The sequence below is a fragment of the Methylocystis suflitae genome (genome assembly GCF_024448135.1).
Lineage (GTDB): Bacteria > Pseudomonadota > Alphaproteobacteria > Rhizobiales > Beijerinckiaceae > Methylocystis > Methylocystis suflitae.
Map to the genome: position 1 here is coordinate 18,626 of NZ_JAMRYX010000071.1, position 20,533 is coordinate 39,158.

At 63.7% G+C, this 20,533-nt stretch carries 20 protein-coding genes; 6 read left to right on the forward strand and 14 right to left on the reverse strand.

Annotated features, from left to right (window positions below):
• Positions 1-5: 5 nt before the first annotated feature.
• The 13 genes from nuoK to NEI07_RS05840 all read right to left on the reverse strand — a co-directional run bounded on the left by nuoK (position 6) and on the right by NEI07_RS05840 (position 11,804).
• Positions 6-317, reverse strand: coding sequence for an NADH-quinone oxidoreductase subunit NuoK (gene nuoK, locus NEI07_RS05780; RefSeq protein WP_014891220.1), 312 nt, complete (start codon positions 315-317; stop codon positions 6-8).
• An 11-nt stretch (positions 318-328) separates the two neighbouring features.
• On the reverse strand, positions 329-931 hold the full coding sequence (locus NEI07_RS05785; RefSeq protein WP_123177172.1) for an NADH-quinone oxidoreductase subunit J: 603 nt from the start codon (positions 929-931) through the stop codon (positions 329-331).
• 197 nt (positions 932-1,128) lie between these two features.
• Complete coding sequence (gene nuoI / locus NEI07_RS05790) at positions 1,129-1,617, reverse strand: NADH-quinone oxidoreductase subunit NuoI (protein WP_014891222.1); 489 nt, start codon at positions 1,615-1,617, stop codon at positions 1,129-1,131.
• Positions 1,618-1,624: 7 nt separating this feature from the next.
• Positions 1,625-2,674: an NADH-quinone oxidoreductase subunit NuoH gene (gene nuoH, locus NEI07_RS05795; protein ID WP_407659851.1), complete on the reverse strand. Its 1,050-nt coding sequence runs from the start codon at positions 2,672-2,674 to the stop codon at positions 1,625-1,627.
• Between the two features lie 11 nt (positions 2,675-2,685).
• Entirely contained in the window at positions 2,686-4,746 is a 2,061-nt protein-coding gene (gene nuoG / locus NEI07_RS05800) for an NADH-quinone oxidoreductase subunit NuoG (protein ID WP_256033326.1), read from the reverse strand.
• A 34-nt stretch (positions 4,747-4,780) separates the two neighbouring features.
• Positions 4,781-6,085 (reverse strand): NADH-quinone oxidoreductase subunit NuoF, encoded by a 1,305-nt coding sequence (nuoF, locus tag NEI07_RS05805; protein WP_256033327.1) that lies wholly within the window; start codon positions 6,083-6,085, stop codon positions 4,781-4,783.
• 20 nt (positions 6,086-6,105) lie between these two features.
• Positions 6,106-6,720: an NADH-quinone oxidoreductase subunit NuoE gene (nuoE, locus tag NEI07_RS05810; protein ID WP_256033330.1), complete on the reverse strand. Its 615-nt coding sequence runs from the start codon at positions 6,718-6,720 to the stop codon at positions 6,106-6,108.
• Entirely contained in the window at positions 6,720-7,946 is a 1,227-nt protein-coding gene (locus NEI07_RS05815) for an NADH-quinone oxidoreductase subunit D (protein ID WP_256033332.1), read from the reverse strand. Before NEI07_RS05815 ends, nuoE begins: the two co-directional genes overlap by 1 nt.
• 10 nt (positions 7,947-7,956) lie before the next feature.
• On the reverse strand, positions 7,957-8,559 hold the full coding sequence (locus NEI07_RS05820; RefSeq protein WP_256033334.1) for an NADH-quinone oxidoreductase subunit C: 603 nt from the start codon (positions 8,557-8,559) through the stop codon (positions 7,957-7,959).
• 160 nt (positions 8,560-8,719) lie between these two features.
• Positions 8,720-9,310 carry a NuoB/complex I 20 kDa subunit family protein gene (locus NEI07_RS05825; protein ID WP_123177181.1) on the reverse strand — a complete coding sequence of 197 codons (591 nt, stop codon included), beginning with the start codon at positions 9,308-9,310 and terminating at the stop codon, positions 8,720-8,722.
• On the reverse strand, positions 9,301-9,663 hold the full coding sequence (locus NEI07_RS05830) for an NADH-quinone oxidoreductase subunit A (RefSeq protein WP_014891230.1): 363 nt from the start codon (positions 9,661-9,663) through the stop codon (positions 9,301-9,303). The genes NEI07_RS05825 and NEI07_RS05830 overlap by 10 nt, the downstream gene beginning before the upstream one ends.
• A gap of 184 nt (positions 9,664-9,847) precedes the next feature.
• A complete protein-coding gene (locus NEI07_RS05835; RefSeq protein WP_256033335.1) occupies positions 9,848-10,660 on the reverse strand; it encodes an ATP12 family chaperone protein in 813 nt (270 codons plus the stop codon).
• A gap of 70 nt (positions 10,661-10,730) precedes the next feature.
• Positions 10,731-11,804 carry an RluA family pseudouridine synthase gene (locus NEI07_RS05840; RefSeq protein ID WP_256033336.1) on the reverse strand — a complete coding sequence of 358 codons (1,074 nt, stop codon included), beginning with the start codon at positions 11,802-11,804 and terminating at the stop codon, positions 10,731-10,733.
• Positions 11,805-11,977: 173 nt separating this feature from the next.
• Here NEI07_RS05840 and NEI07_RS05845 point away from each other — a divergent pair, with 173 nt between their 5' ends.
• The 3 genes from NEI07_RS05845 (at position 11,978) to NEI07_RS05855 (ending at position 15,442) form a co-directional block, all read left to right on the forward strand.
• Positions 11,978-12,814: a hypothetical protein gene (locus NEI07_RS05845; protein WP_256033337.1), complete on the forward strand. Its 837-nt coding sequence runs from the start codon at positions 11,978-11,980 to the stop codon at positions 12,812-12,814.
• 51 nt (positions 12,815-12,865) lie between these two features.
• Complete coding sequence (locus NEI07_RS05850; protein ID WP_256033338.1) at positions 12,866-13,468, forward strand: MotA/TolQ/ExbB proton channel family protein; 603 nt, start codon at positions 12,866-12,868, stop codon at positions 13,466-13,468.
• Positions 13,469-13,663: 195 nt separating this feature from the next.
• Positions 13,664-15,442: an SLC5/6 family protein gene (locus NEI07_RS05855; RefSeq protein WP_256033339.1), complete on the forward strand. Its 1,779-nt coding sequence runs from the start codon at positions 13,664-13,666 to the stop codon at positions 15,440-15,442.
• Here the strand turns inward: NEI07_RS05855 and NEI07_RS05860 are convergent.
• Positions 15,439-16,032 (reverse strand): hypothetical protein, encoded by a 594-nt coding sequence (locus tag NEI07_RS05860; protein WP_256033340.1) that lies wholly within the window; start codon positions 16,030-16,032, stop codon positions 15,439-15,441. The two genes, NEI07_RS05855 and NEI07_RS05860, sit on opposite strands and share 4 nt — an antisense overlap.
• Positions 16,033-16,646: 614 nt before the next feature.
• Here NEI07_RS05860 and rpsO point away from each other — a divergent pair.
• The 3 genes from rpsO (at position 16,647) to NEI07_RS05875 (ending at position 20,532) form a co-directional block, all read left to right on the forward strand.
• Complete coding sequence (gene rpsO / locus NEI07_RS05865) at positions 16,647-16,916, forward strand: 30S ribosomal protein S15 (RefSeq protein ID WP_018406993.1); 270 nt, start codon at positions 16,647-16,649, stop codon at positions 16,914-16,916.
• A gap of 197 nt (positions 16,917-17,113) precedes the next feature.
• Positions 17,114-19,270 carry a polyribonucleotide nucleotidyltransferase gene (gene pnp, locus NEI07_RS05870; protein ID WP_256033342.1) on the forward strand — a complete coding sequence of 719 codons (2,157 nt, stop codon included), beginning with the start codon at positions 17,114-17,116 and terminating at the stop codon, positions 19,268-19,270.
• Between the two features lie 188 nt (positions 19,271-19,458).
• Positions 19,459-20,532 (forward strand): AI-2E family transporter, encoded by a 1,074-nt coding sequence (locus NEI07_RS05875; protein ID WP_256033343.1) that lies wholly within the window; start codon positions 19,459-19,461, stop codon positions 20,530-20,532.
• Position 20,533 lies beyond the last annotated feature (1 nt).

The following is a 20,533-nucleotide window of genomic DNA, read 5'->3' on the forward strand; positions in this document are numbered from 1 at the left end:
TGGGGTCAGCCCTTCAAGGAATTGATGTCTTCGACGGCGATGGTGCCGCGATTGCGATAGAAGGCGACGAGAATCGCAAGGCCGATCGCCGCTTCCGCCGCCGCCACGGTGAGCACAAAGAGCGCGAACACCTGGCCGGTCAAATCGGCGAGCGACTGCGAGAAGGCGACGAAGTTCAGATTGACCGCAAGCAGTATCAGCTCAACCGACATGAGAATGACGATAATGTTCTTGCGGTTGAGGATGATGCCGGCGACGCCGAGCGTGAACAGGACCGCCGCGACGACGAGGTAATGCGTAAGGCCGATGGTCAGCATGGATGTCCTCGTTAGACGCCGGTCCGAAACGGAACTTTCTTGATCTCGATCACATTTTCGCGCGTGCGCGCATTCTGCTCGTCGATCTTCTGCCGCTTGATGTTGGGCTTGTGATGGAGCGTCAGCACGATGGCGCCGATCATGGCGGTGAGCAGCACAAGCGCGGACGCCTGAAAGAAGATCACATATTTCGTATAGAGGATTTGGCCGAGCGCCGCGGTGTTGCTCATTTGCGGAATGATCGGATTGGCGGCGGCGTCAGCGGCGGAAGGCGCCGAACTCCAGCCGAGCGCGACAAAACCGAGTTCCGCAAGGACGACGACGCCAACCCCGACGCCTACGGGGAGATATTTAGCGAAGCCCTGCTTCAGTTCGGCGAAGTCGACGTCGAGCATCATGACGACGAACAGGAACAATACCGCGACCGCGCCGACATAGACGACGATCAGGATCATCGCCAGGAACTCCGCGCCGGCGAGCAGAAACAGCCCCGCGCCATTGCAGAACGCGAGGATGAGAAAGAGCACCGAGTGCACAGGGTTGCGCGCGAAGATCACGACGCCGGCCGAGGCGATCATGATTGTCGCGAATAGGTAGAAAAATACGGCCTGCACGTTCTTCGTCCTTACTGCGCCGATGCGGCGTGTTCGTTCGCGGAGTGCCCCCACCCCAACCCTCCCCCGCTACGCGGGAGAGGGAGCAGATACGGCGTGGCCCCAGCGCTACGCCAATGCTGCTCGCATGCGTCCCCTCTCCCGCGAAGCGGGGGAGGGACAGGGAGGGGGTGCGACCGCAACGTCATATCTTCGTGTTACCTGTACTGCGCGTCCATCGCGATGTTGCGCGCGATCTCGCGCTCCCATCGGTCGCCGTTCTCGAGCAGACGCTGCTTGTTGTAGTAAAGCTCCTCGCGCGTCTCGACCGAGAATTCCGAATTGGGCCCCTCGACAATGGCGTCGACCGGGCAGGCCTCCTGGCAGTAGCCGCAATAGATGCATTTGACCATGTCGATGTCGTAGCGCGTCGTGCGGCGGGTGCCGTCATTGCGGCGCGGTCCGGCTTCGATGGTGATCGCCTGCGCAGGACAGATGGCCTCGCACAGTTTGCAGGCGATGCAGCGCTCCTCGCCATTGGGGTAGCGGCGCAGCGCATGCTCGCCGCGGTAGCGCGGCGACTGCGGATTCTTTTCGTGCGGATAGTTGATCGTCGCCTTCGGCTTGAAGAAATAGCGCATCGACAGCAGGAATGCGCCGACGAATTCGGTGAGGAAGAGCGACTTGGCGGCTTGATCGAGTTTCATGACGGCCTCAACTGCCTGCCGGTCCCGCCGGCCAGAACTGCAGCACGGCGGCGACGATGACGACCATGGCGAGGGAGATCGGCAGGAAGACTTTCCAGCCCAGACGCATCAGCTGATCGTAGCGATAGCGCGGCACGAAAGCCTTCACCATGGCGAAGAAGAAGAAAAAGAAGCTCACCTTCAGCGTGAACCAGATCACGCCCGGCACATAGGTGAAGGGCGCGACTTTGATCGGCGGCAGCCAGCCGCCGAAGAACAGGATCGTCAGCAGCGCGCACATGGTGACGATCGCCACATATTCGGCGAGCATGAACAGAACGTAGGGCGTCGCCGAATATTCGATCATGAAGCCGGCGACGAGCTCCGACTCCGCCTCAACAAGATCGAACGGCGGACGATTGGTCTCGGCGAGCGCCGAGACGAAGAAGATGACGAACATCGGGAACAGGCGCAGCCAATACCAGCCGGCCATGCCGTAGGACGTATCCTGCGCGTGAACGATATCGGTCAGATTGAGCGAGCCGGCGCAGAGCAGCACCGTGATGATGACGAAGCCGATCGAGACCTCGTAGGAGACCATCTGCGCCGCCGAGCGGAGCGCCGACAGGAACGGATATTTCGAATTCGACGCCCAGCCGCCCATGATGACGCCATAGACGCCAAGCGAGGACAGCGCGAAAATATAAAGGATCCCGACATTGATGTCGCCGACCGCCCAGCCGTCGGCGACCGGAATGACGGCCCAGGCGGCGATCGAGAGCGTCGCCATAATGAAGGGCGCGAACAGGAAAACGCCCTTATTGGCGACGTCCGGAATCACCGGCTCCTTGAGCGCGAACTTGAGAAAGTCCGCGAAGCTCTGCAGAAGCCCCCAGGGTCCGACGACATTCGGTCCGCGGCGCAATTGCACCGCCGCCCAGATTTTGCGGTCCGCGAGGATCACATAGGCCACGTAGATCAGCAACGCGACCGCGAGCAAAACGCTCTTCACGAGCGCGAGAAGAAGCGGATACGCGATGAAGAAATCCGAAATGGCGCTCGCCCAACCGTCGCTCACGTCCAAAGCTCCTATTCCGCCGCTTGAGCAAGCCGGCCCTGCGCCAGCGCCGAACATTCCGCCATGATCGCCGACGCGCGGGCGATCGGATTTGTGAAGTAGAAGTTTTGGATCGCCGGCGCGAAGGAATCCTTCATCGCCACGGCCGGATGATTTGCGAGAGCGACGACCTGCGCGGATTCGCCCGGCGCAATTTCATCCAGTTCCGCGAAGTGCGGGTGAGACTCGATGAGCAGCCGACGCAACGCCGCCAGAGAGTCGAAGGGCAGCGGATTGCCGAGCGCCCCCGAGAGCGCGCGCAACACCGCCCAATCCTCTCGCGCTTCTCCGGGCGGGAAGACGACGCGGAAGGCGCGCTGCACGCGGCCTTCGGTATTGACGTAAAGCCCGGATTTTTCCGTATAGGCGGCGCCAGGCAGGATCACGTCGGCGCGATGCGCGCCGCGATCGCCATGGGTGCCGAGGTAAACCACGAAGGCGCCGGGTTCGATCGCGATTTCATCGGCCCCGAGGTTGAAGATGAGATCGAGCGCGCCGGCCTTCGCCATCGCGCGAGCATCCAAGCCGCCGGCGCCGGGCGTGAAGCCGAGATCGAGCGCGCCGACGCGCGCGGCCGCCGTATGCAGGACCGAGAAGCCGTTCCAGCCGTCGCCGAGACCGCCGAGCCTTTGCGCGGCCTGAGCGGCGAGAGTGAGCGCCGCCTCGCCGTCATCGCGCGCCAATGCGCCCTGCCCGACGATGACGAGCAGCTTCTCAACCGGCTTTGCGGAGCGGATGAACTGCAGAAGCGATTCGGGGCCAGCGCCGAGATAGTCGTAGTCGTAGGTGAGATCGGCGCGCTCGCCGACAAGCGAGATCTTGAAGTCGCCTCTGAGCCAGCGCTTGCGGAGTCGCGCGTTGAGAACAGGCGCTTCCTTGCGCGGATTGGCGCCGATGATGAGCGCGGCGCCCGCCTGCTCGATCCCCGCGACCGTCGCATTGAAGAGATAAGAGGCTCTGCCGAATTTCGGATCGAGTTTGGCGCCGTCCTGGCGGCAATCGAGGTTAGGCGTTCCAAGCTGCTCGGCGAGGAGCTTCAGTGCGAAGGTCTCTTCGACCGCGGCGAGATCGCCGACGAGCGCGCCGATGCGCGATGCGGACGTCGCCTTGGTTTTGGCGGCGACGGCGGCGAGCGCCTCCTGCCAGGAGGCCGGGCGCAGCCGACCGTTCTCGCGGATATAGGGGCGATCAAGACGCTGCGTCTTCAGACCGTCGACGATCTGGCGCGTCTTGTCGGAAATCCACTCTTCATTCACGAGGTCGTTGATGCGCGGCAGAATGCGCATGACTTCACGGCCGCGCGAGTCGACGCGGATCGCCGAGCCAAGCGCGTCCATGACGTCGATTGTCTCGGTCTTCTGATATTCCCAGGGACGGCCACGGAAGCTTTGCGGCTTGGGCAGCAGCGCGCCGACCGGACAAAGATCCGCGACATTGCCCTGCAGCTCGGAAGTCATCGCGCTTTCGAGATAGGTGGTGATCTCCATATCTTCGCCGCGGCCGATCGCGCCCATGTCTCCCGTGCCGGCGACCTCCGCCGTAAAGCGGACGCAGCGCGTGCAATGGATGCAGCGGTTCATCTCGGTCTTGACCAGGACGCCGATATATTTGTCTTCGACCGCGCGCTTGTTTTCATGAAAACGCGAGCTGTCGACGCCAAAGACCAGCGCCTGATCCTGCAGATCGCATTCGCCGCCCTGATCGCATATCGGGCAATCCAGCGGATGATTGATCAGCAAGAACTCCATCACCCCTTCGCGCGCCTTCTTCACCATCGGCGACTTGGTGAGAACTTCCGGCGGCGCGCCGTTCGGACCGGGGCGCAAATCCTTTACCGACATGGCGCAGGAGGCCTGCGGCTTCGGCGGCCCGCCCTTCACCTCGACGAGGCACATGCGGCAATTGCCGGCGATCGACAGGCGTTCGTGATAGCAAAAGCGCGGAATCTCGGCGCCGGCCTGCTCGCAGGCCTGCAGCAGCGTGAACTCTCCCGGCACGTCCACTTCGACGCCATCGACGAGAATCTTGGTCACTTCGCTCTCTCCGAAGTCTCGATGGGTTCGATCATCACTCGGCCGCCACGCGGATCGGATCGGGATGTGGGTTCGCGGCATATTGATCGATGCGCTTCTCGATCACGTCGCGGAAATGCGTGATGAGCCCCTGGATCGGCCAGGCCGCGGCGTCGCCGAGCGCGCAGATCGTATGGCCTTCGATCTGTTTCGAGACATCGAACAGCATGTCGATTTCTTTTTTATGCGCGCGGCCTTCGACCATGCGCTGCACGACCCGCCACATCCAGCCCGTGCCCTCGCGGCACGGCGTGCACTGGCCACAGCTCTCGTGCTTGTAAAAGTAAGAGAGGCGCGCGATGGCGCGGATGATGTCGGTCGATTTGTCCATGACGATCACCGCCGCCGTGCCGAGGCCGGACTTCAACGCCACCAGGCTGTCGAAATCCATCGGACAGTCGACGATCTCATGCGACGGCACGCAGCGCACCGATGAACCGCCGGGGATGACCGCGAGCAGATTGTCCCAGCCGCCGCGCACGCCGCCGCAATGGGTCTCGATCAGTTCGCGGAACGAGATCGACATCGCTTCTTCGACATTGCATGGCCGATTGACGTGGCCGGAAATCGAAAAGAGCTTGGTGCCCGTGTTGTTGGGCTTGCCGATGCCGGCGAACCAGGCGGCGCCGCGGCGCAGGATGGTCGGCGCGACGGCGATCGACTCGACGTTATTGACCGTCGTCGGGCAGCCATAAAGACCGACATTGGCCGGGAACGGCGGCTTTAAGCGCGGCATGCCCTTCTTGCCTTCGAGGCTTTCGAGCAGCGCGGTCTCCTCGCCGCAAATATAAGCGCCCGCGCCGTGATGGACGTAAAGATCGAACGGATAGCCGTGGACGTTGTTCTTGCCGATCAGCCGCGCTTCATAGGCTTCGTCAACGGCTTTCTGGAGCGCGATGCGCTCGGCGATGAATTCGCCGCGAATGTAAATGTAACAGGCATGCGCGCCCATGGCGAAGCTCGCGATGAGCGCGCCTTCGACCAGCGTATGCGGATCGTTGCGCATGATCTCGCGATCCTTGCACGTGCCGGGCTCCGACTCGTCGGCGTTGATGACGAGATAATGCGGCCGCTTGGGATCGATTTCCTTGGGCATGAAGGACCATTTCAGGCCCGTCGAAAACCCGGCGCCGCCGCGCCCGCGCAGACCTGACGCCTTGATCTCATTGATGATCGCGTCGCGGCCCTTGTCGAGCAGCGCCTTGGTGTTGTCCCACTGCCCGCGCTTTCGCGCGCCGGCGAGCGATCTGTCGCCCAGGCCATAAAGATTGGTGAAGATACGATCTGCGTCGGAAAGCATGGTTTTTCCTCTTCCCTCCGCTACTTCGCGCCGTCGCCGTAAAGCGAGGTCAGGCTCGTCAACTTGCCCGCCGGCTCCGAAGAGACGCGCCCGATTTGCGAGCCGATCTTCACCGGTCGACCCGCGGCGAGATTATCGAGAAGCTTCTCGAAATTCTCGGCGGTAAGATCCTCGTAATAGTCGTCGTTGATCTGCACCATCGGCGCGTTGCAGCACGCGCCGAGGCACTCGACCTCGAGCCAGGAAAACAGCCCATCGTCGGTCACGCGCCGCTGAGGACCGACCCGGCGATGCAGCACGTCAATGATCTCATCCGAGCCGGCCAGCATGCACGGCGTCGTGCCGCAAAGCTGGATAAAATATTTGCCGACGGGCTCCAGATTGAACATCGAATAGAAGGTCGCGATTTCGAGCACGCGGATCTTCGCCATGCCGAGCGCGTCCGCGACTTTTTCGATCGCCGCCTGCGATAACCAATTGTCATGCTGCTTTTGCGCCTGCCACAGCGCCGGCACGACCATCGAGGCCTGGCGGCCGTCGGGATATTTGGCGATCTGCTTCTCGAGCCACGCCTTGTTTTCGGGCGTGAACTCGAAGCTCTCTGTCTGTTTTTCGGCGAGACGACGGACGGACATTAGCGATCGACCTCCCCGAACACGATGTCGAGCGAACCCAGAATCGCCGAGACGTCAGCGAGCATGTGGTTCTTGCAAAGAAAATCCATGGCGGACAAATGCGCGAAGCCGGGCGCGCGAATCTTGCAGCGATACGGCTTGTCGCCGCCATCGGACACGAGATAGACGCCAAATTCGCCCTTAGGCGCCTCGACCGCGGCGTAGACCTCGCCCTGCGGCACATGGAAGCCCTCGGTGAAGAGCTTGAAGTGATGGATCAAGGCTTCCATCGAGCGCTTCATCTCGCCGCGCGAGGGTGGCGTGATCTTATGATTGGGCGCCATCACCGGGCCGCGGTTTTCGGCGCGCATCAGCTTTTCGACGCATTGTTTCATGATCGAGGTCGACTGCCGCATCTCCTCCATGCGGATCACGGCGCGGTCGTAACAATCGCCATGCTTGCCGACCGGGATGTCGAACTCCATCTCCTCGTAGCATTCGTAAGGCTGCGCCTTGCGCAGATCCCAGGCGGCGCCCGAGCCGCGCACCATCACCCCCGAGAAGCCCCATTTCCAGGCGTCTTCCAGAGAGATGACGCCGATGTCGACGTTGCGCTGCTTGAAGATACGGTTGCCGATGAAGAGTTCATCGAGATCTTCGACGACCTTGAGGAACGGATCGCAAAACGCGCCAATATCCTCGACGAGCTGGTCGGGCAGGTCGCGCGCGACGCCGCCGGGACGGAAATAATTGGCGTGCATGCGCGCGCCCGAGGCGCGCTCATAGAACACCATCAGCTTTTCGCGCTCTTCATAGCCCCAGAGCGGGGGCGTGAGCGCGCCGACGTCCATCGCCTGCGAGGTGACGTTGAGCAAATGCGAGAGCAGCCGGCCGATTTCGGCGTAAAGCACGCGGATGAGCTGGCCGCGACGCGGAACTTCGACGCCAAGCAGGCGCTCGATGGCGAGACAGAACGCATGCTCCTGATTCATCGGCGCGCAATAATCGAGCCGATCGAAATAGGGCACGTTCTGCAGATAGGTGCGCGACTCCATCAGCTTTTCGGTGCCGCGATGCAGAAACCCGACATGCGGGTCGACACGTTCGACGACCTCGCCGTCCAACTCCAGAATCAGGCGCAGCACGCCATGCGCCGCCGGATGCTGCGGGCCGAAGTTGATGTTGAAGTTGCGCAGGCCTTGGGAGGCGGGAGCGGGTTGGTCTGGCGCGGGGGTTTGATCGTTCATCTCGACGCGCTCACTTGCTCGCCTTCTCGTCGCCGGGAAGGTCGTAGTGCACGCCCTCCCACGGCGAGAGGAAATCGAAGTTGCGGTATTCCTGGCTGAGTCGCACCGGCTCATAAACGACGCGCTTCTGCTCGTCGTCGTAGCGCACCTCGACGAAGCCCGTCATCGGGAAGTCCTTGCGCAGCGGATGACCGTCGAAGCCGTAGTCGGTCATGATGCGGCGCAGATCAGGATGGCCGGAAAAGATCACGCCGAAGAGATCGTAGGTCTCGCGCTCGAACCAGTCCGCGCCAGGATAGAGCGTGACGAGCGAGGCGACAGGCGTTTCTTCCGACGCCGGCGTCTTGATGCGGATACGGCGGTTGTATTTGGGCGAGAGCAGATGCGCGACGACCTCAAAGCGCTCGGCCCGCTGCGGGTAATCCGCCGCCGTCACGTCGATGAAGCACACGAAAAGGCAGTCGGGGCTGTCGCGCAGATGGGCGGCGACCTCGAGCCAGCGGTCGCGCACGACGGTCAGCGTAAGTTCGCCATAAGCGACCTTCGCCTCCGTCACCGCGCCGGGCAAGGCCCTGCTGATTTTTGCGCCGAGAGCTTCCAACTCAGCCGACATTCTAAATTCCTTGGCCTGCCGCTATTCCCTCGTCCTTCGAGACGGCGGCTGCGCCACCTCCTCAGGATGAGGGAATTGCTTGACCCGACTTCATCCTGCGGAGCCCGCGCAAGCAGGCGTCTCGAAGGATGAGGGCGGACAACTCCTCAATTTCGCGTCGTTAGCGCTCGATCGTGCCCGTGCGCCGGATTTTCTTCTGCAACAGCAGCATGCCGTAGACGAGCGCCTCCGCCGAAGGCGGGCATCCCGGCACGTAGATGTCGACCGGAATGATGCGATCGCAGCCGCGCACCACCGAATAGGAATAGTGGTAGTAGCCGCCGCCATTGGCGCAGGAGCCCATCGAGATCACGTAACGCGGCTCCGGCATCTGGTCGTACACCTTGCGCATCGCCGGCGCCATTTTGTTCGTCAGCGTGCCGGCGATGATGATGCAGTCGGACTGACGCGGGCTCGCGCGCGGCGCAAAACCGAAGCGCTCCAGATCATAGCGCGGCATCGCCGCCTGGATCATCTCGACGGCGCAGCAGGCGAGACCAAAGGTCATCCACATCAGCGAGCCGGTGCGCGCCCAATTGATGACGTCGTCCGTGGCGGTGACGAAAAACCCCTTGTCGGCGAGTTCGTCGTTGAGATGCAGAAAGAACGGGTCGTCCGAGCCGACGGGCTTGCCGGTGCGCGGATCGATCAGCCCTTTGGCCTGCGGCGCGATCAGCGTCTGCCGCGCGCCTTCCTTCTCGATCAGTCCCATTCCAGAGCTCCCTTGCGCCACTCGTAGACGAAGCCGACGGTGAGCACGCCAAGGAAGGCCATCATCGACCAGAAGCCGAAGGCGCCCGCTTCCTTGAAGGCCACCGCCCAGGGAAAGAGAAAGGCCACTTCAAGATCGAAGACGATGAAAAGCAGAGAGACGAGATAGAAGCGCACGTCGAATTTCATGCGCGCGTCATTGAAGGGATTGAAGCCGCATTCATAGGCGGAGAGCTTTTCGGGGTCCGGCGCCTTGAAAGCGAGCAGGAAGGGCGCAACGAGCAATGCGCCGGCAATCACGGCCGAAAGGGCGATGAAGATCACCAGCGGCAGATATTGTTCGAGCAGCGGCATGAGTCTGGTCCGACTTCGGCGGGGCGAGGGCCGGTCGCGGGAGCGTTTCCTTGGCGTTATTCCTTAGAACGACTCCAGGCCGCGCGTTCCGTAACAAAGGCCATTGTGCAAAGCAAGAGAGGAAGCGCGCCGTCGGCAAATTGGCCGCAGCCTTTTGGCGAGGCGCCTCTATATTGCGCGTCAGTCAGTCAGGAGTGGAATGGCGCGCGACAGTCGTCGCGGCCTCGAATTCCTGAAAGCGTGCTGACCGCCTGGCCATCGCTTCGGCGTCTTCGCCCCAGGCGCGCATCTGCCAGTCTTCATCGACATTGGCCGCCTCCCAGGCCTTGCGTGCGTCTATTTCGTGTCGGGCGGCTGCAAGCGCAAGGACCGCGGATCCTGATAGCGTCGTCATGACGTGCAGCGCGGCGAGCCTGAGCGGCGCGCCGGCGCCCTCCCCCACATAATCGCGCACGGCGCGTGCAAACGCCTCGAGCGCCTCCTGCGGCTGTTCGATGAACATCACGCCTTCGGCGAGGGCGAACTTGGCGCCCAGCTTTTCGCGCGCGAAGGCGACGAGCGGGTCCCAGGCCGAGGATTGCGCGGCGGCCAGGCCCTCCGGCGCGCCGGCGCGGTAGCAGATGAGGTCGGAGGCGGCATATTTAACGATCTCGGCTTCCACCTCGGCCATCTGCGCCGCCACGCCGTCGAGCGCAGTGTTCATAAGCTTCGTCAGCGGCATCGTCGCCGGATCGATCGTTTCGCCCTGCTTCGCCCATTCGGCGGCGATCGCTTCCGCCAGCGGCTGCGAGGGCGCGACCAGCGCACGCCTGGCCGGCGTGTTGACCGGCCGACCGTCGAGGAAAATCCCGAATCCGCCCTCGGCGGGGCGCGCGACGGCCTCCTTGTAGAAACGCTTGGGTAAGGGACGCGCCGGTTCGCGCGCGGCCTTCACGGGGTCGCGCTCCTCCGGGAGGACGAAAAAATCGGCGTCGATGCCCGTCGGCTCCTTTGACATTTATCAATCCCTACGAAAGCGCTCAATGGAAACGCCGCGAACCCGTCATGGCCGGGCTTGTCCCGGCGCCTCATGCGTCCGGCGCGTCCTCGATCGGGTCATGACGCTTCACGTCGAAGCCGAAAAGGTCCCAGCTCCGTTGCATATGATCGGGCAGCGGCGCGGTGACGTCCAGAATTCCGCCCCTCGGATGCGGTAGGACGAGCCGGCGGGCGAGGAGGTGGAGCTTGCGTTCCAGCCCCTCCGGCACCGCGCGTAGCGGATCACGACGCCGGACCTCGTCCTCCGGGCGATGGCCATATTTGGGGTCGCCGAAGATCGGGTGGCCGATCGCCTCGGCATGGGCGCGTAACTGATGCGTGCGTCCGGTGAGCGGCTTCATCGACAGCCAGGCGCAACGCGGCGCGACCTTGTCGACGATCGCGTAATAGGTCAGCGAATGCTGCGCGTCGGCCTCGCCATGTTTCGCGACGCGCATTTTCTCGAGGTCTCTTGCGCCGCCTCTGGATTTTTCCATGCCGGCGCCTTTCGCCAGATAAAGCGAAATCCGGCCCTGAGCGGGCTTCGGCACGCCTTCGACAAGCGCCCAATAGATCTTCTTGGCCTGCCGGGAACGGAAAATCTCGCCAAGGTCGGCGGCCATCCGCCGGTTCTTGGCGACGAGCAGCACGCCAGAGGTGTCGCGGTCGAGACGATGCACGAGCACGGGCCGCGTGTCGCCCTTGGCGAGCGATTCCAGCATCCCGTCAATATGCCGCGTCTGGCCAGAGCCTCCCTGCGTCGCCAGCCCATAGGGCTTGTTGAGGACGAGCAAATCCTTGTCCTCGAACAGCGTCATGTCGGCCAGCGCCAACGCGTCCTTGGGGTCGGCGCGTTTCACCGCCGGCGCGGCGGGGGCCTCGATCTTCAAAGGCGGCACCCGAATCTTTTGGCCCTCTTCGAGCCGCGTCGATGTTTCGACCCGCTTGCCATCGACCCGCACTTCGCCCTTGCGGCAGATTTTGGCGAGATGGGACAAAGCGAGCCCGGGATAACGTCGCTTGAACCAGCGGTCGAGGCGCATCCCCGCCTCGTCCTCGGTGACGAGGGCGGTGGAGACGCCGCCCGCGGCGGCGGGCGTCTGCGAATTTGGACTGAGGGACATGGCCGCCTTATCCGCCAAAGCCGGCTCTGTGTCGATCACGATACGCCGGCGCCGCACGGCGATCCAGGCGCCACACAAAGCCGCACCCGCGCCGCCACGGCTTGAAGCGCGCCGTTTCACGCGCCTATGATGCCAAACGATTTTAGGCGCGTCGGCGGCGGAGCGCTTCACAAATGAATAATACGACGACGCGCTCGAACGCGGGCGCGCAATTCGAAAAACGGCCCCTGCTCAGGCCTCGCTGGCTGCATCCCGTCTCGACCGCTGCGGTCGTGGGGATATTCGTCGCCTTCTTCGCTTCGGGGATTTACTGGCCGCAAACGATCGTCGATCTGGGCGGCATCGGCGCGGACCTCATTCCGGAAGGCATATCTCTGGAGGCGGGCGACCCCGCGCCTGAAGGAGATTCGCTGGAAGACCCGCTGCCGCTCGAAGAAGCTTCGCTCACCGACGAGGGGATGGACGAACTGATCGACGATGAGCCGCCGCCCCCGCTGATCATGGAGCCCGACGAGATTCAGGCGCCGGAGAGAAAAGAGAAGCCGCAGAAAAAGCAAAAGGTCGAGAAGGCCAAGATTGAGAAGTCCAAGCAAGCCGAGCAAAAACCCCGGGCGCGACGAGTGGCGGCGGCAAACGACGGCCGCCACGCGGACCAGACCGGTCGGCGCTATGGCCTCCCCGGCGGAACAGGCCAAGGCGTGGGCAGAGCGCGCATCGCCGGTCGTTACGGATTGCCTGGAGGTAGCGGCGATGGTTCGGGCGGCGCCGAGGCGACCTGTCTGGCCCAGATCGCGGCGTCAATCCGCGGCCATACGCCCGCTGCGACGAGCCTCGGACCGGGATCGGTCGTGGTCACTTTCTATGTGAACGCCGGCGGCGGTCTTTCGGGCGTTTCTGTTTCGGGCGGAAGCGCCGCGCATGCGGCGATGGCGCGGCGCATCGTCGCCTCGTCGCGCGGACCGGCGAGCTGCGGCCCGGTATACGCCCGGCAGGGCATCACGTTTCAATAGGATTTGACGTCTCAAGGGTTTGACGTCGCGAGGCCGCGGGAGGGCTCCGAAATGGAATTTGCTCCAATGTCGCCGTTCGGCATGTTTCTTTATGCCGGACCTGTGAGCAAACTAGTCATGGCGCTACTTCTCGCCGCGGCGGTCTGGACCTGGGTGCTCATCATCGACGGCGTTTTTGTTCTGCGGCGTCTTTCCCAAGCGCTGGACCGCGTGCGCGCCGGCGGCGACATTGGCGTCCTCTGGCCGATCGCCGAGGCCGCGCGCGAAGCCTCGCAGGCTGAATTGCCCAACGAAACCATTCATCAAAAGCGCGAACGAATCTTGCAGCAGATGAACCGCGCCGCGCGCGAATTCATGCTCGACGCCGAAGGCGGGCTCCCGGTTCTCGCCATCGTCGCCTCGGCGGGACCCTTCGTCGGCCTGTTCGGCACGGTTTGGGGCATCATGTCGAGCTTCTCGGGCATCGCGCAGACTCAAGACACGAGTCTTGCGGTCGTCGCCCCTGGCATCGCGGATGCGCTCGCCGCGACGGCCTATGGGCTCGCCGCCGCCATTCCGGCCGCGATCGGCTATAACCGCATGGGCATGGCGTTCGGCGGTCTCAAAGAGAGAATGAGCCGCTACATTCTGACATATGCGACGTCGATCGCTTAGAGCAGGTTCCGAAAAAGCTGACAGAATTTTTTCAATGAGATCCGGCTCTAACAATTCGATGTTGAGCGATTCCTTATCGTTCACATGATTCCATGTGACCGGGAAGCGCTCTAGCGGCGGAGACGCGCGCGCCATCTTGGCCGGCGAGACGTCCTCCTCTAGAGTCGCATCGTTTCTGATTTAACGAGGGCAAGGATGAGCGATCGGTCGACCGAGCAGGCGGCGCTCGAAAGAGCCAATCTTGACGCCCGAATCGCCTTCGTGGCCGCGAGCTTTCTCCTGGCTTACGCCTTTGCGGCGCTTCTCGACCGCGTCGGCGCGCCGGAGCGCTTTGTCGGCGCGGCGCCGCCCTATTTCACCATCCTCGGCCTCGCCACGCTCGGCTTTCTTCTGCATTCGATGCGCGCGTCGGTCTATTACACCGCCGGCCGCGGACTGCCCGCCGCCTACGCCGGCTTCGCCAACGCCGCGATCGTGATCGCCCTGGTGCTGCCCTTCGGCGCACGGCTTGCGGGAGGCAGCTGGGCTGTAGGCGCCGTCGCCGGCGTCTTCATCGGTCTCGCCGCCGCGGGGCTTTATGTCGGCCCGCTGCTGCGCAAAACCGGCGTTTTTTCGATTTCCGAGCTTCTGTGCGCACGTTTTACAAGCGCCGCGACGCGCGTCGGCTTCATCGGCGCGGTGGCGCTATCGTCGACGCTGCTTGCCGCCGCCGGCGGCCTGATCGCGGTGAACGCGCTTGTCGAGCTCACCGGCGCCAATCGGGGCTTCGCGGCGTTTCTGATCGCCGCGGCGAGCCTCATCATCGCCGGCCCGGGCGGACTTTCCGGCGTCATGTGGGGGGCGGCGGCGGCCGCTGGCGTGGCGACGCTGGGCTTTGGCTGGCCCATCGCCGCGCTCAGTCTCCATGACGCGCTGCCGAGCGGGCTGATTTTTGGCGGCGCCGCCTCCACGGAGGCCGCGAAACTGCTGGAGAGCTGGGGGGTGACGCCGGCGCCCATGGGCCTTCCGGTCGAATTCGCCGCGACGCTCGCCGTGGCGCTGGGGATCGCGACGCTCGCGCCCGTGCTCGCGGCCTCGGTGGCGACCGGGGACCGACGAAGCGCACGGCGCGCCGGGGTCGCCGCCCTTTTTTGGACCGTCGTCATCGCATTGCTGGCGGCGGCGGCGATTGCCGCTTCGGCGCTGTCGCTCGCCCGCGTCACGGCGGAACAGCCGCCGGAACGTCTGCCGCAAGCAATCTATCAGGCGAGCGAGCGCGGCCTTATCAGCATCTGCGGCTATTACGTGCGCGGGCCGTCAGAGGCTCAGCGCGCCTGCGCGGCGAAGGGCTACGCGCCCGGCGCGCCGCTCGCGGCGGCGGAGATTCGCCCGATCGACGGCGACGTCCTGCTCGGCGCGCTGCCGCAGACGGCGGAGCTCGGCGCGGCGTCTTCGGGGCTCATCGCCTCGGCGCTTATCGCCATCGGCCTGGCGCTCGCCACGGCGGGCCTGCAAGCCTGCGCGACAGCCTTCGGCCATGACGCGCTCTACCGGCTGCGCGGCGAGATCGACCTGACGAGCCGACGTCTCGCCGTCAATCGCGTCACGCTCGTGGTCGTATCGACTCTGGCTTACGTGACGGCCGTCACCGGCGTCTTCACGCCAGGCGCGCTCGTCGCGGCGGCGCTCGCCGTATCGGCGGCCTGCCTCGCGCCGTCGCTTGTCTTGGCGTTTTGGTCGCGCGCGGGCGATCGCGAAGCGCTCGTCGCGCTCTGCGGCGGCGCGGCGGGCCTATTCAGCGCCTTGGCCGCGGCGGGATCGCACAATCGCATCGAAATCTATGCGCTCTGCGCGCTCGCTGGCGTAACGCTTGGCGGCGCGCTTGGACTATTGTCGGGACTGACCTCAAAAAGCGACAAGCCCGCGGCGCGCGCCTTCATCACCCGCATGTTGCGCGGCGACGCCCAGATGCTCCAGCCCGACAAAGGCGCCTAAGGCTTTGTGCTGAAGAAATCCTCGCCTGGCGTGATCTTGCCGAGGACGATCGGCCTGTCCTTGCCGCAGGCGAAGTCGCGGGCGTGTTTGTCGGCGATCTCGCGCGCCAGCGCATTGGCGCTTGGGTTGGCGAGCGCATCGACGTAGCCGACGTGGCAGACGGCGCCCGGCGGCAGGCGCGTGACGACCAGTGCGCGGCCTCGCACCTCACGGTTTTCCATGTCGGCGGCGCGTTTCACGTTCCAGCGCATGATCGTGGCGAAGGGCCTGCCATTGGCGAGCCGCCATTCGACGACGCCCTTATAGAAGTCGTTGAAGGGCGCAAGCGTCTCTCCCGCCGCCGGCTCGTCCTTGGCCTTGGATCCGAAGCTGACATACATGCGCTGATCGCCCGCCCCGAGCCACATGGGCATGCCCGCATAGCCCTTGCAGCGCCAGTCGCCATAGTCCTCGACCGCCTTTCCAGGCCGGTGCGCGCAGTCGCGGCGCACGTCGAGCTTTGTGTAAGCGGAGGAGATGTCCTGCGCGGCGGCGGACGCGAAGCCGCTCGCGACGACAATCGGCAAACAATAGCAAACGGTGCGGTTCATCAAGGCTCTCGTCAAGCGGCGCGGATGCGACCCCGGCGTCCATCGGCGTGATCGTGAGCTCCCTGAACCGCGCGCGCTTTGCGCGCGCACACACGGCCTAGGGAAGGGGCTTTCGGGGGACAAGATGCATGACGCGCGCAAGCCGACGCTCGGTGAGAAAGGCCAAACTGAACAGCTGCAGGACTGCCGCTTTCTGCAAGGCGACGACCGGGATCAGGAGGGAATACGCCTCTGCGGGAGGCCATGCCAAGCATCAACCCATTCAAGCATCGACACATTGAAGTGACGCTGCGCAATTATCGGAAAAACGGCGAGTTTCTTCAATAAGCTCAATATTACGCCGCCGCTCGACAGCAGCGGAGCGGCGATCTCCTATTTTGGCGTCCAGTATGACTGACCGAGCTTGTCAGCGCGGAAGCGGAAATCAACAGGCTGAGGCAGCGACTTGAAGGCTGGAGAAGGCGTAAGCCCCTATCCATCTCCAGCATTTCTGCTATAACCGCCCCCGCACGCCCCGGTCCGCCGGGGCGGCTCCGTTTTCGCGCGACCCTGCTGGACGACATCCCGGCCTTGGCCGCGGAGCGCGGATCACCCCCGAAAACAAGGACAATCCGATGTCGATCACGGCGGAGCGCAAGCAGTCGCTCATCAAGGAATATTCCACCAAGGCGAACGACACGGGCTCGCCCGAGGTGCAGGTGGCGATTCTCACCGAACGAATCACCAATCTGACCGAACACTTCAAGACGCATGCGAAAGACAATCACTCGCGTCGCGGGCTCCTGAAGCTCGTTTCCCAGCGCCGCCAGCTCCTCGACTATGTGAAGGTGCGGGACGAACCGCGCTACAAGAGCCTGATCGAGCGGCTCGGCATCCGCCGCTAACCCAGCTGAGCGAAAGCGGCGCTTTCGATGCGCCGCTTTCAACCGACATGGGCGTCCAGAGGGCGCTCGCCACGACCAACGCGTAAAGTCATGGCAGGATCGCCGGACGCTGCGTCGACGCTTTACGAAACACCGCTGCCGCAGCTTCTCGCCGTCTTGCTCATGACGAACCGCAGGTTCATCAGAGAAAGACCAGCATGTTCCAGATTCACCGCGAAGAACTCGATTGGGCCGGGCGCAAGCTCGTGCTCGAGACCGGCAAGGTCGCCCGACAGGCCGACGGCGCCGTGATGGCGAGTTGGGGCGAGACGACCGTGCTCGCGACAGTGGTTTCCGCCAAGGCGCCAAAGCCGGGGCAGGACTTTTTTCCGCTTACCGTAAACTATCAGGAAAAGGCCTTCGCGGCAGGCCGCATTCCGGGCGGCTATTTCAAACGCGAGGGCCGTCCGTCCGAGCGCGAGACGTTGATCTCCCGCCTGATCGACCGTCCGATCCGTCCCCTCTTTCCCGATGGATATCGCAACGACACGCAGTTGATCCTGACCGTGCTGTCGCATGACCTCGAAAACGATCCCGACATTCTCGCCATGGTGGCGGCGTCAGCGGCGCTGACGCTGTCCGGCATCCCTTTCATGGGACCGGTGGGCGGCGCGCGCGTCGGCTGCATCAACGGTCAGCTCAAACTTAATCCGACGATCGAGGAGATGAAGCTTTCCGAGCTCGATCTCATCGTCGCCGGCACGCAGGACGCCGTGTTGATGGTCGAGTCGGAAGCCAAGGAGCTCTCCGAGGAGACCATGCTGGAAGCGGTCATGCTGGGGCATCGCGGCTTCCAGCCGGTGATCGACGCCATCATCCGCCTTGCCGAGCGCGCCGCCAAGGATCCGCGCGACCTCGTCATCGCCGACACGACAGAGGTCGCGAACGCCGTCGCAAAGATCGCCGAAGCTGAACTGCGCGAAGCCTACAAGCACACCGTCAAGCAGGAGCGCTACGCCGCCGTTGACGCGGTGAAGGCGAAGGTGATGGCCGCGCTCTTTCCGGAAGGCGGCGATGCGAAATTCACCAAGGAGCACGTCGGCGAAGCCTTTAAGGCGTTGCAGGCCAAGGTCGTGCGCTGGAACGTTCTCGACACCGGCGTGCGCATCGACGGTCGTGACGTGAAGACCGTGCGCCCGATCGTTTCCGAAGTCGGCGTGCTGCCGCGCGCGCATGGCTCGGCGCTTTTCACCCGCGGCGAGACGCAGGCGCTCGTCGTGGCGACGCTGGGAACGGGCGAAGACGAGCAATATGTCGATTCGCTCGAGGGCACCTACAAGGAGCGCTTCCTGCTCCATTACAACTTCCCCCCCTACAGCGTCGGCGAGACCGGCCGCATGGGTTCGCCCGGCCGTCGCGAAATCGGCCATGGCAAGCTCGCTTGGCGCGCGCTCAGGCCGATGCTGCCGGCCGCGGCCGAATTCCCCTACACGCTGCGCGTCGTCTCCGAGATCACCGAGTCGAATGGCTCGTCCTCGATGGCGACGGTCTGCGGCACGTCCTTGGCGTTGATGGACGCCGGCGTGCCGATTAAGGCGCCGACGGCCGGCATCGCCATGGGCCTCATCCTCGAAGGCGAACGTTTCGCCGTGCTCTCGGATATTCTGGGCGACGAGGATCATCTCGGCGACATGGACTTCAAGGTTGCGGGCACGTCCAATGGCGTGACGTCGCTACAGATGGACATCAAGATCGCCGGCATCACCGAGGAAATCATGAAGGTCGCGCTCGCTCAGGCGAAGGACGGCCGCCTGCATATTCTCGGCGAAATGGCGAAGGCGATCACGGCTTCGCGCGCCGAACTCGGTGAATTCGCGCCGCGCATCGAGACGATGAAGATCCCGACCGACAAGATCCGCGACGTGATCGGCTCGGGCGGCAAGGTCATCCGCGAGATCGTCGAGAAGACCGGCGCCAAGATCAACATCGAGGACGACGGCACGGTGAAGGTCGCCTCCTCGGACGGCAATTCGATCAAGGCGGCGATCAACTGGATCAAGTCCATCGCCTCTGATCCCGAGGTCGGCATGATCTACGAGGGCACGGTGGTGAAGACCGCGGACTTTGGCGCCTTCGTCAACTTCTTCGGCGCCAAGGACGGGCTCGTTCACATTTCGCAGCTTTCCAAGCAGCGCGTGAACAAGACGACCGACGTCGTGAAGGAAGGCGACCGCGTGAAGGTCAAACTCCTCGGCTTCGACGACCGCGGCAAGGTCCGCCTCTCGATGCGCGTCGTCGATCAGGAGACTGGCGAAGACCTAGAGGCCAAGGAAAAGGCCGAACGCGAATCCGCCGCGGCGAACGGCGGAGAATAGAACATTTCATCGGGCGGCTTCTCGGAGCCGCCCGTTTTTTAGGGCGCGAAAACGGCCGCGCGAATTCACGAATATTATCGGCGCGCCGCCGCGCCAGCAGCGTGATTTAAGCGCGCTCGCGCTCCCCGCCTCCTTGCCAAGCCCGCGTCGCGCCCTGTCTATAGGCTGAGCATCGACAGAGGGCGGACATGAACGAGGAGCTTGAAGCGGCGGCGCTCGTCGAACAGGATCAGAACCTTTCAATAGACATTTTTGTTCTCGCCAGGCTGGCCGTCACGCTTGCGTTTATTTCCGCCGCGATTCTGATTTCTGCGCCCTTTCTGCCGGCGCTCACCTGGGCGCTTGTGCTCGCGGTTGTGTTCATTGGGCCGCATCGCCTGCTGGAGCGCTTCCTGCCGCCCTCCGTCGCGGCCGGCGTCTCCATGCTGATCGTCGGCCTCGTCGTCGTTGCACCGCTGCTGCTTATGATCGAACGCCTGGTCAGCGAGGCCGCCGCAGGCGTCGACTACGTTCAGAAAACGGTGCAGCAAGGCGACTGGCAAACGATGCTCGACGCGCATCCGTGGCTCGGCCGCTTCCAAAGCTGGATTGCACGCAGGTTCGATCTGCAAGCGACGTTCTCGCAGCTGGGCGCCTTTGTCACCAATATCGCCGCGAACTTTCTGCGCGCGTCTACCGGTCAGATCATCACCACTCTTCTCGCCTTCTACCTCCTCTTCTTTTTCCTGCGCGACCGGGCCGTGGCGCTGCAGACGCTCGCGCGATTGTCGCCCTTCTCCAATCTCGAAACCGGCAGGATCATCGTGCGCGTGCGCGATACGATCCATGCGATCCTCTTTGGCACGCTGGCAGTGGCGGCGCTGCAAGGCGTGCTGGGCGGATTCATGTTCTGGGCGCTGGATTTCAATTCGCCGGTGCTGTGGGGGTTGATCATGGGGCTGCTCTCGATCGTGCCGGTGCTCGGCTCTTTCGTCATCTGGATCCCGGCGACGATTTACCTCTTGATCGAGGACCGTTGGGTCGAGGCCATAATTCTCGCTCTATGGGGCGGCGTGGTGATCGCCAGCATCGACAATCTGGTCCGGCCGCTGCTCATCGGCGACAGCATGCGGCTACATACCGTGCCCGCGTTCATCGCCATGCTCGGCGGCCTTCAATTGTTCGGCGCGTCGGGCATCGTCCTCGGCCCCATCGTCATGGCGCTCAGCCCGTTGTTGCTGGAATTCTGGCGCCGCCGCGTCGGACCCGATCAGCCGGCTTAGC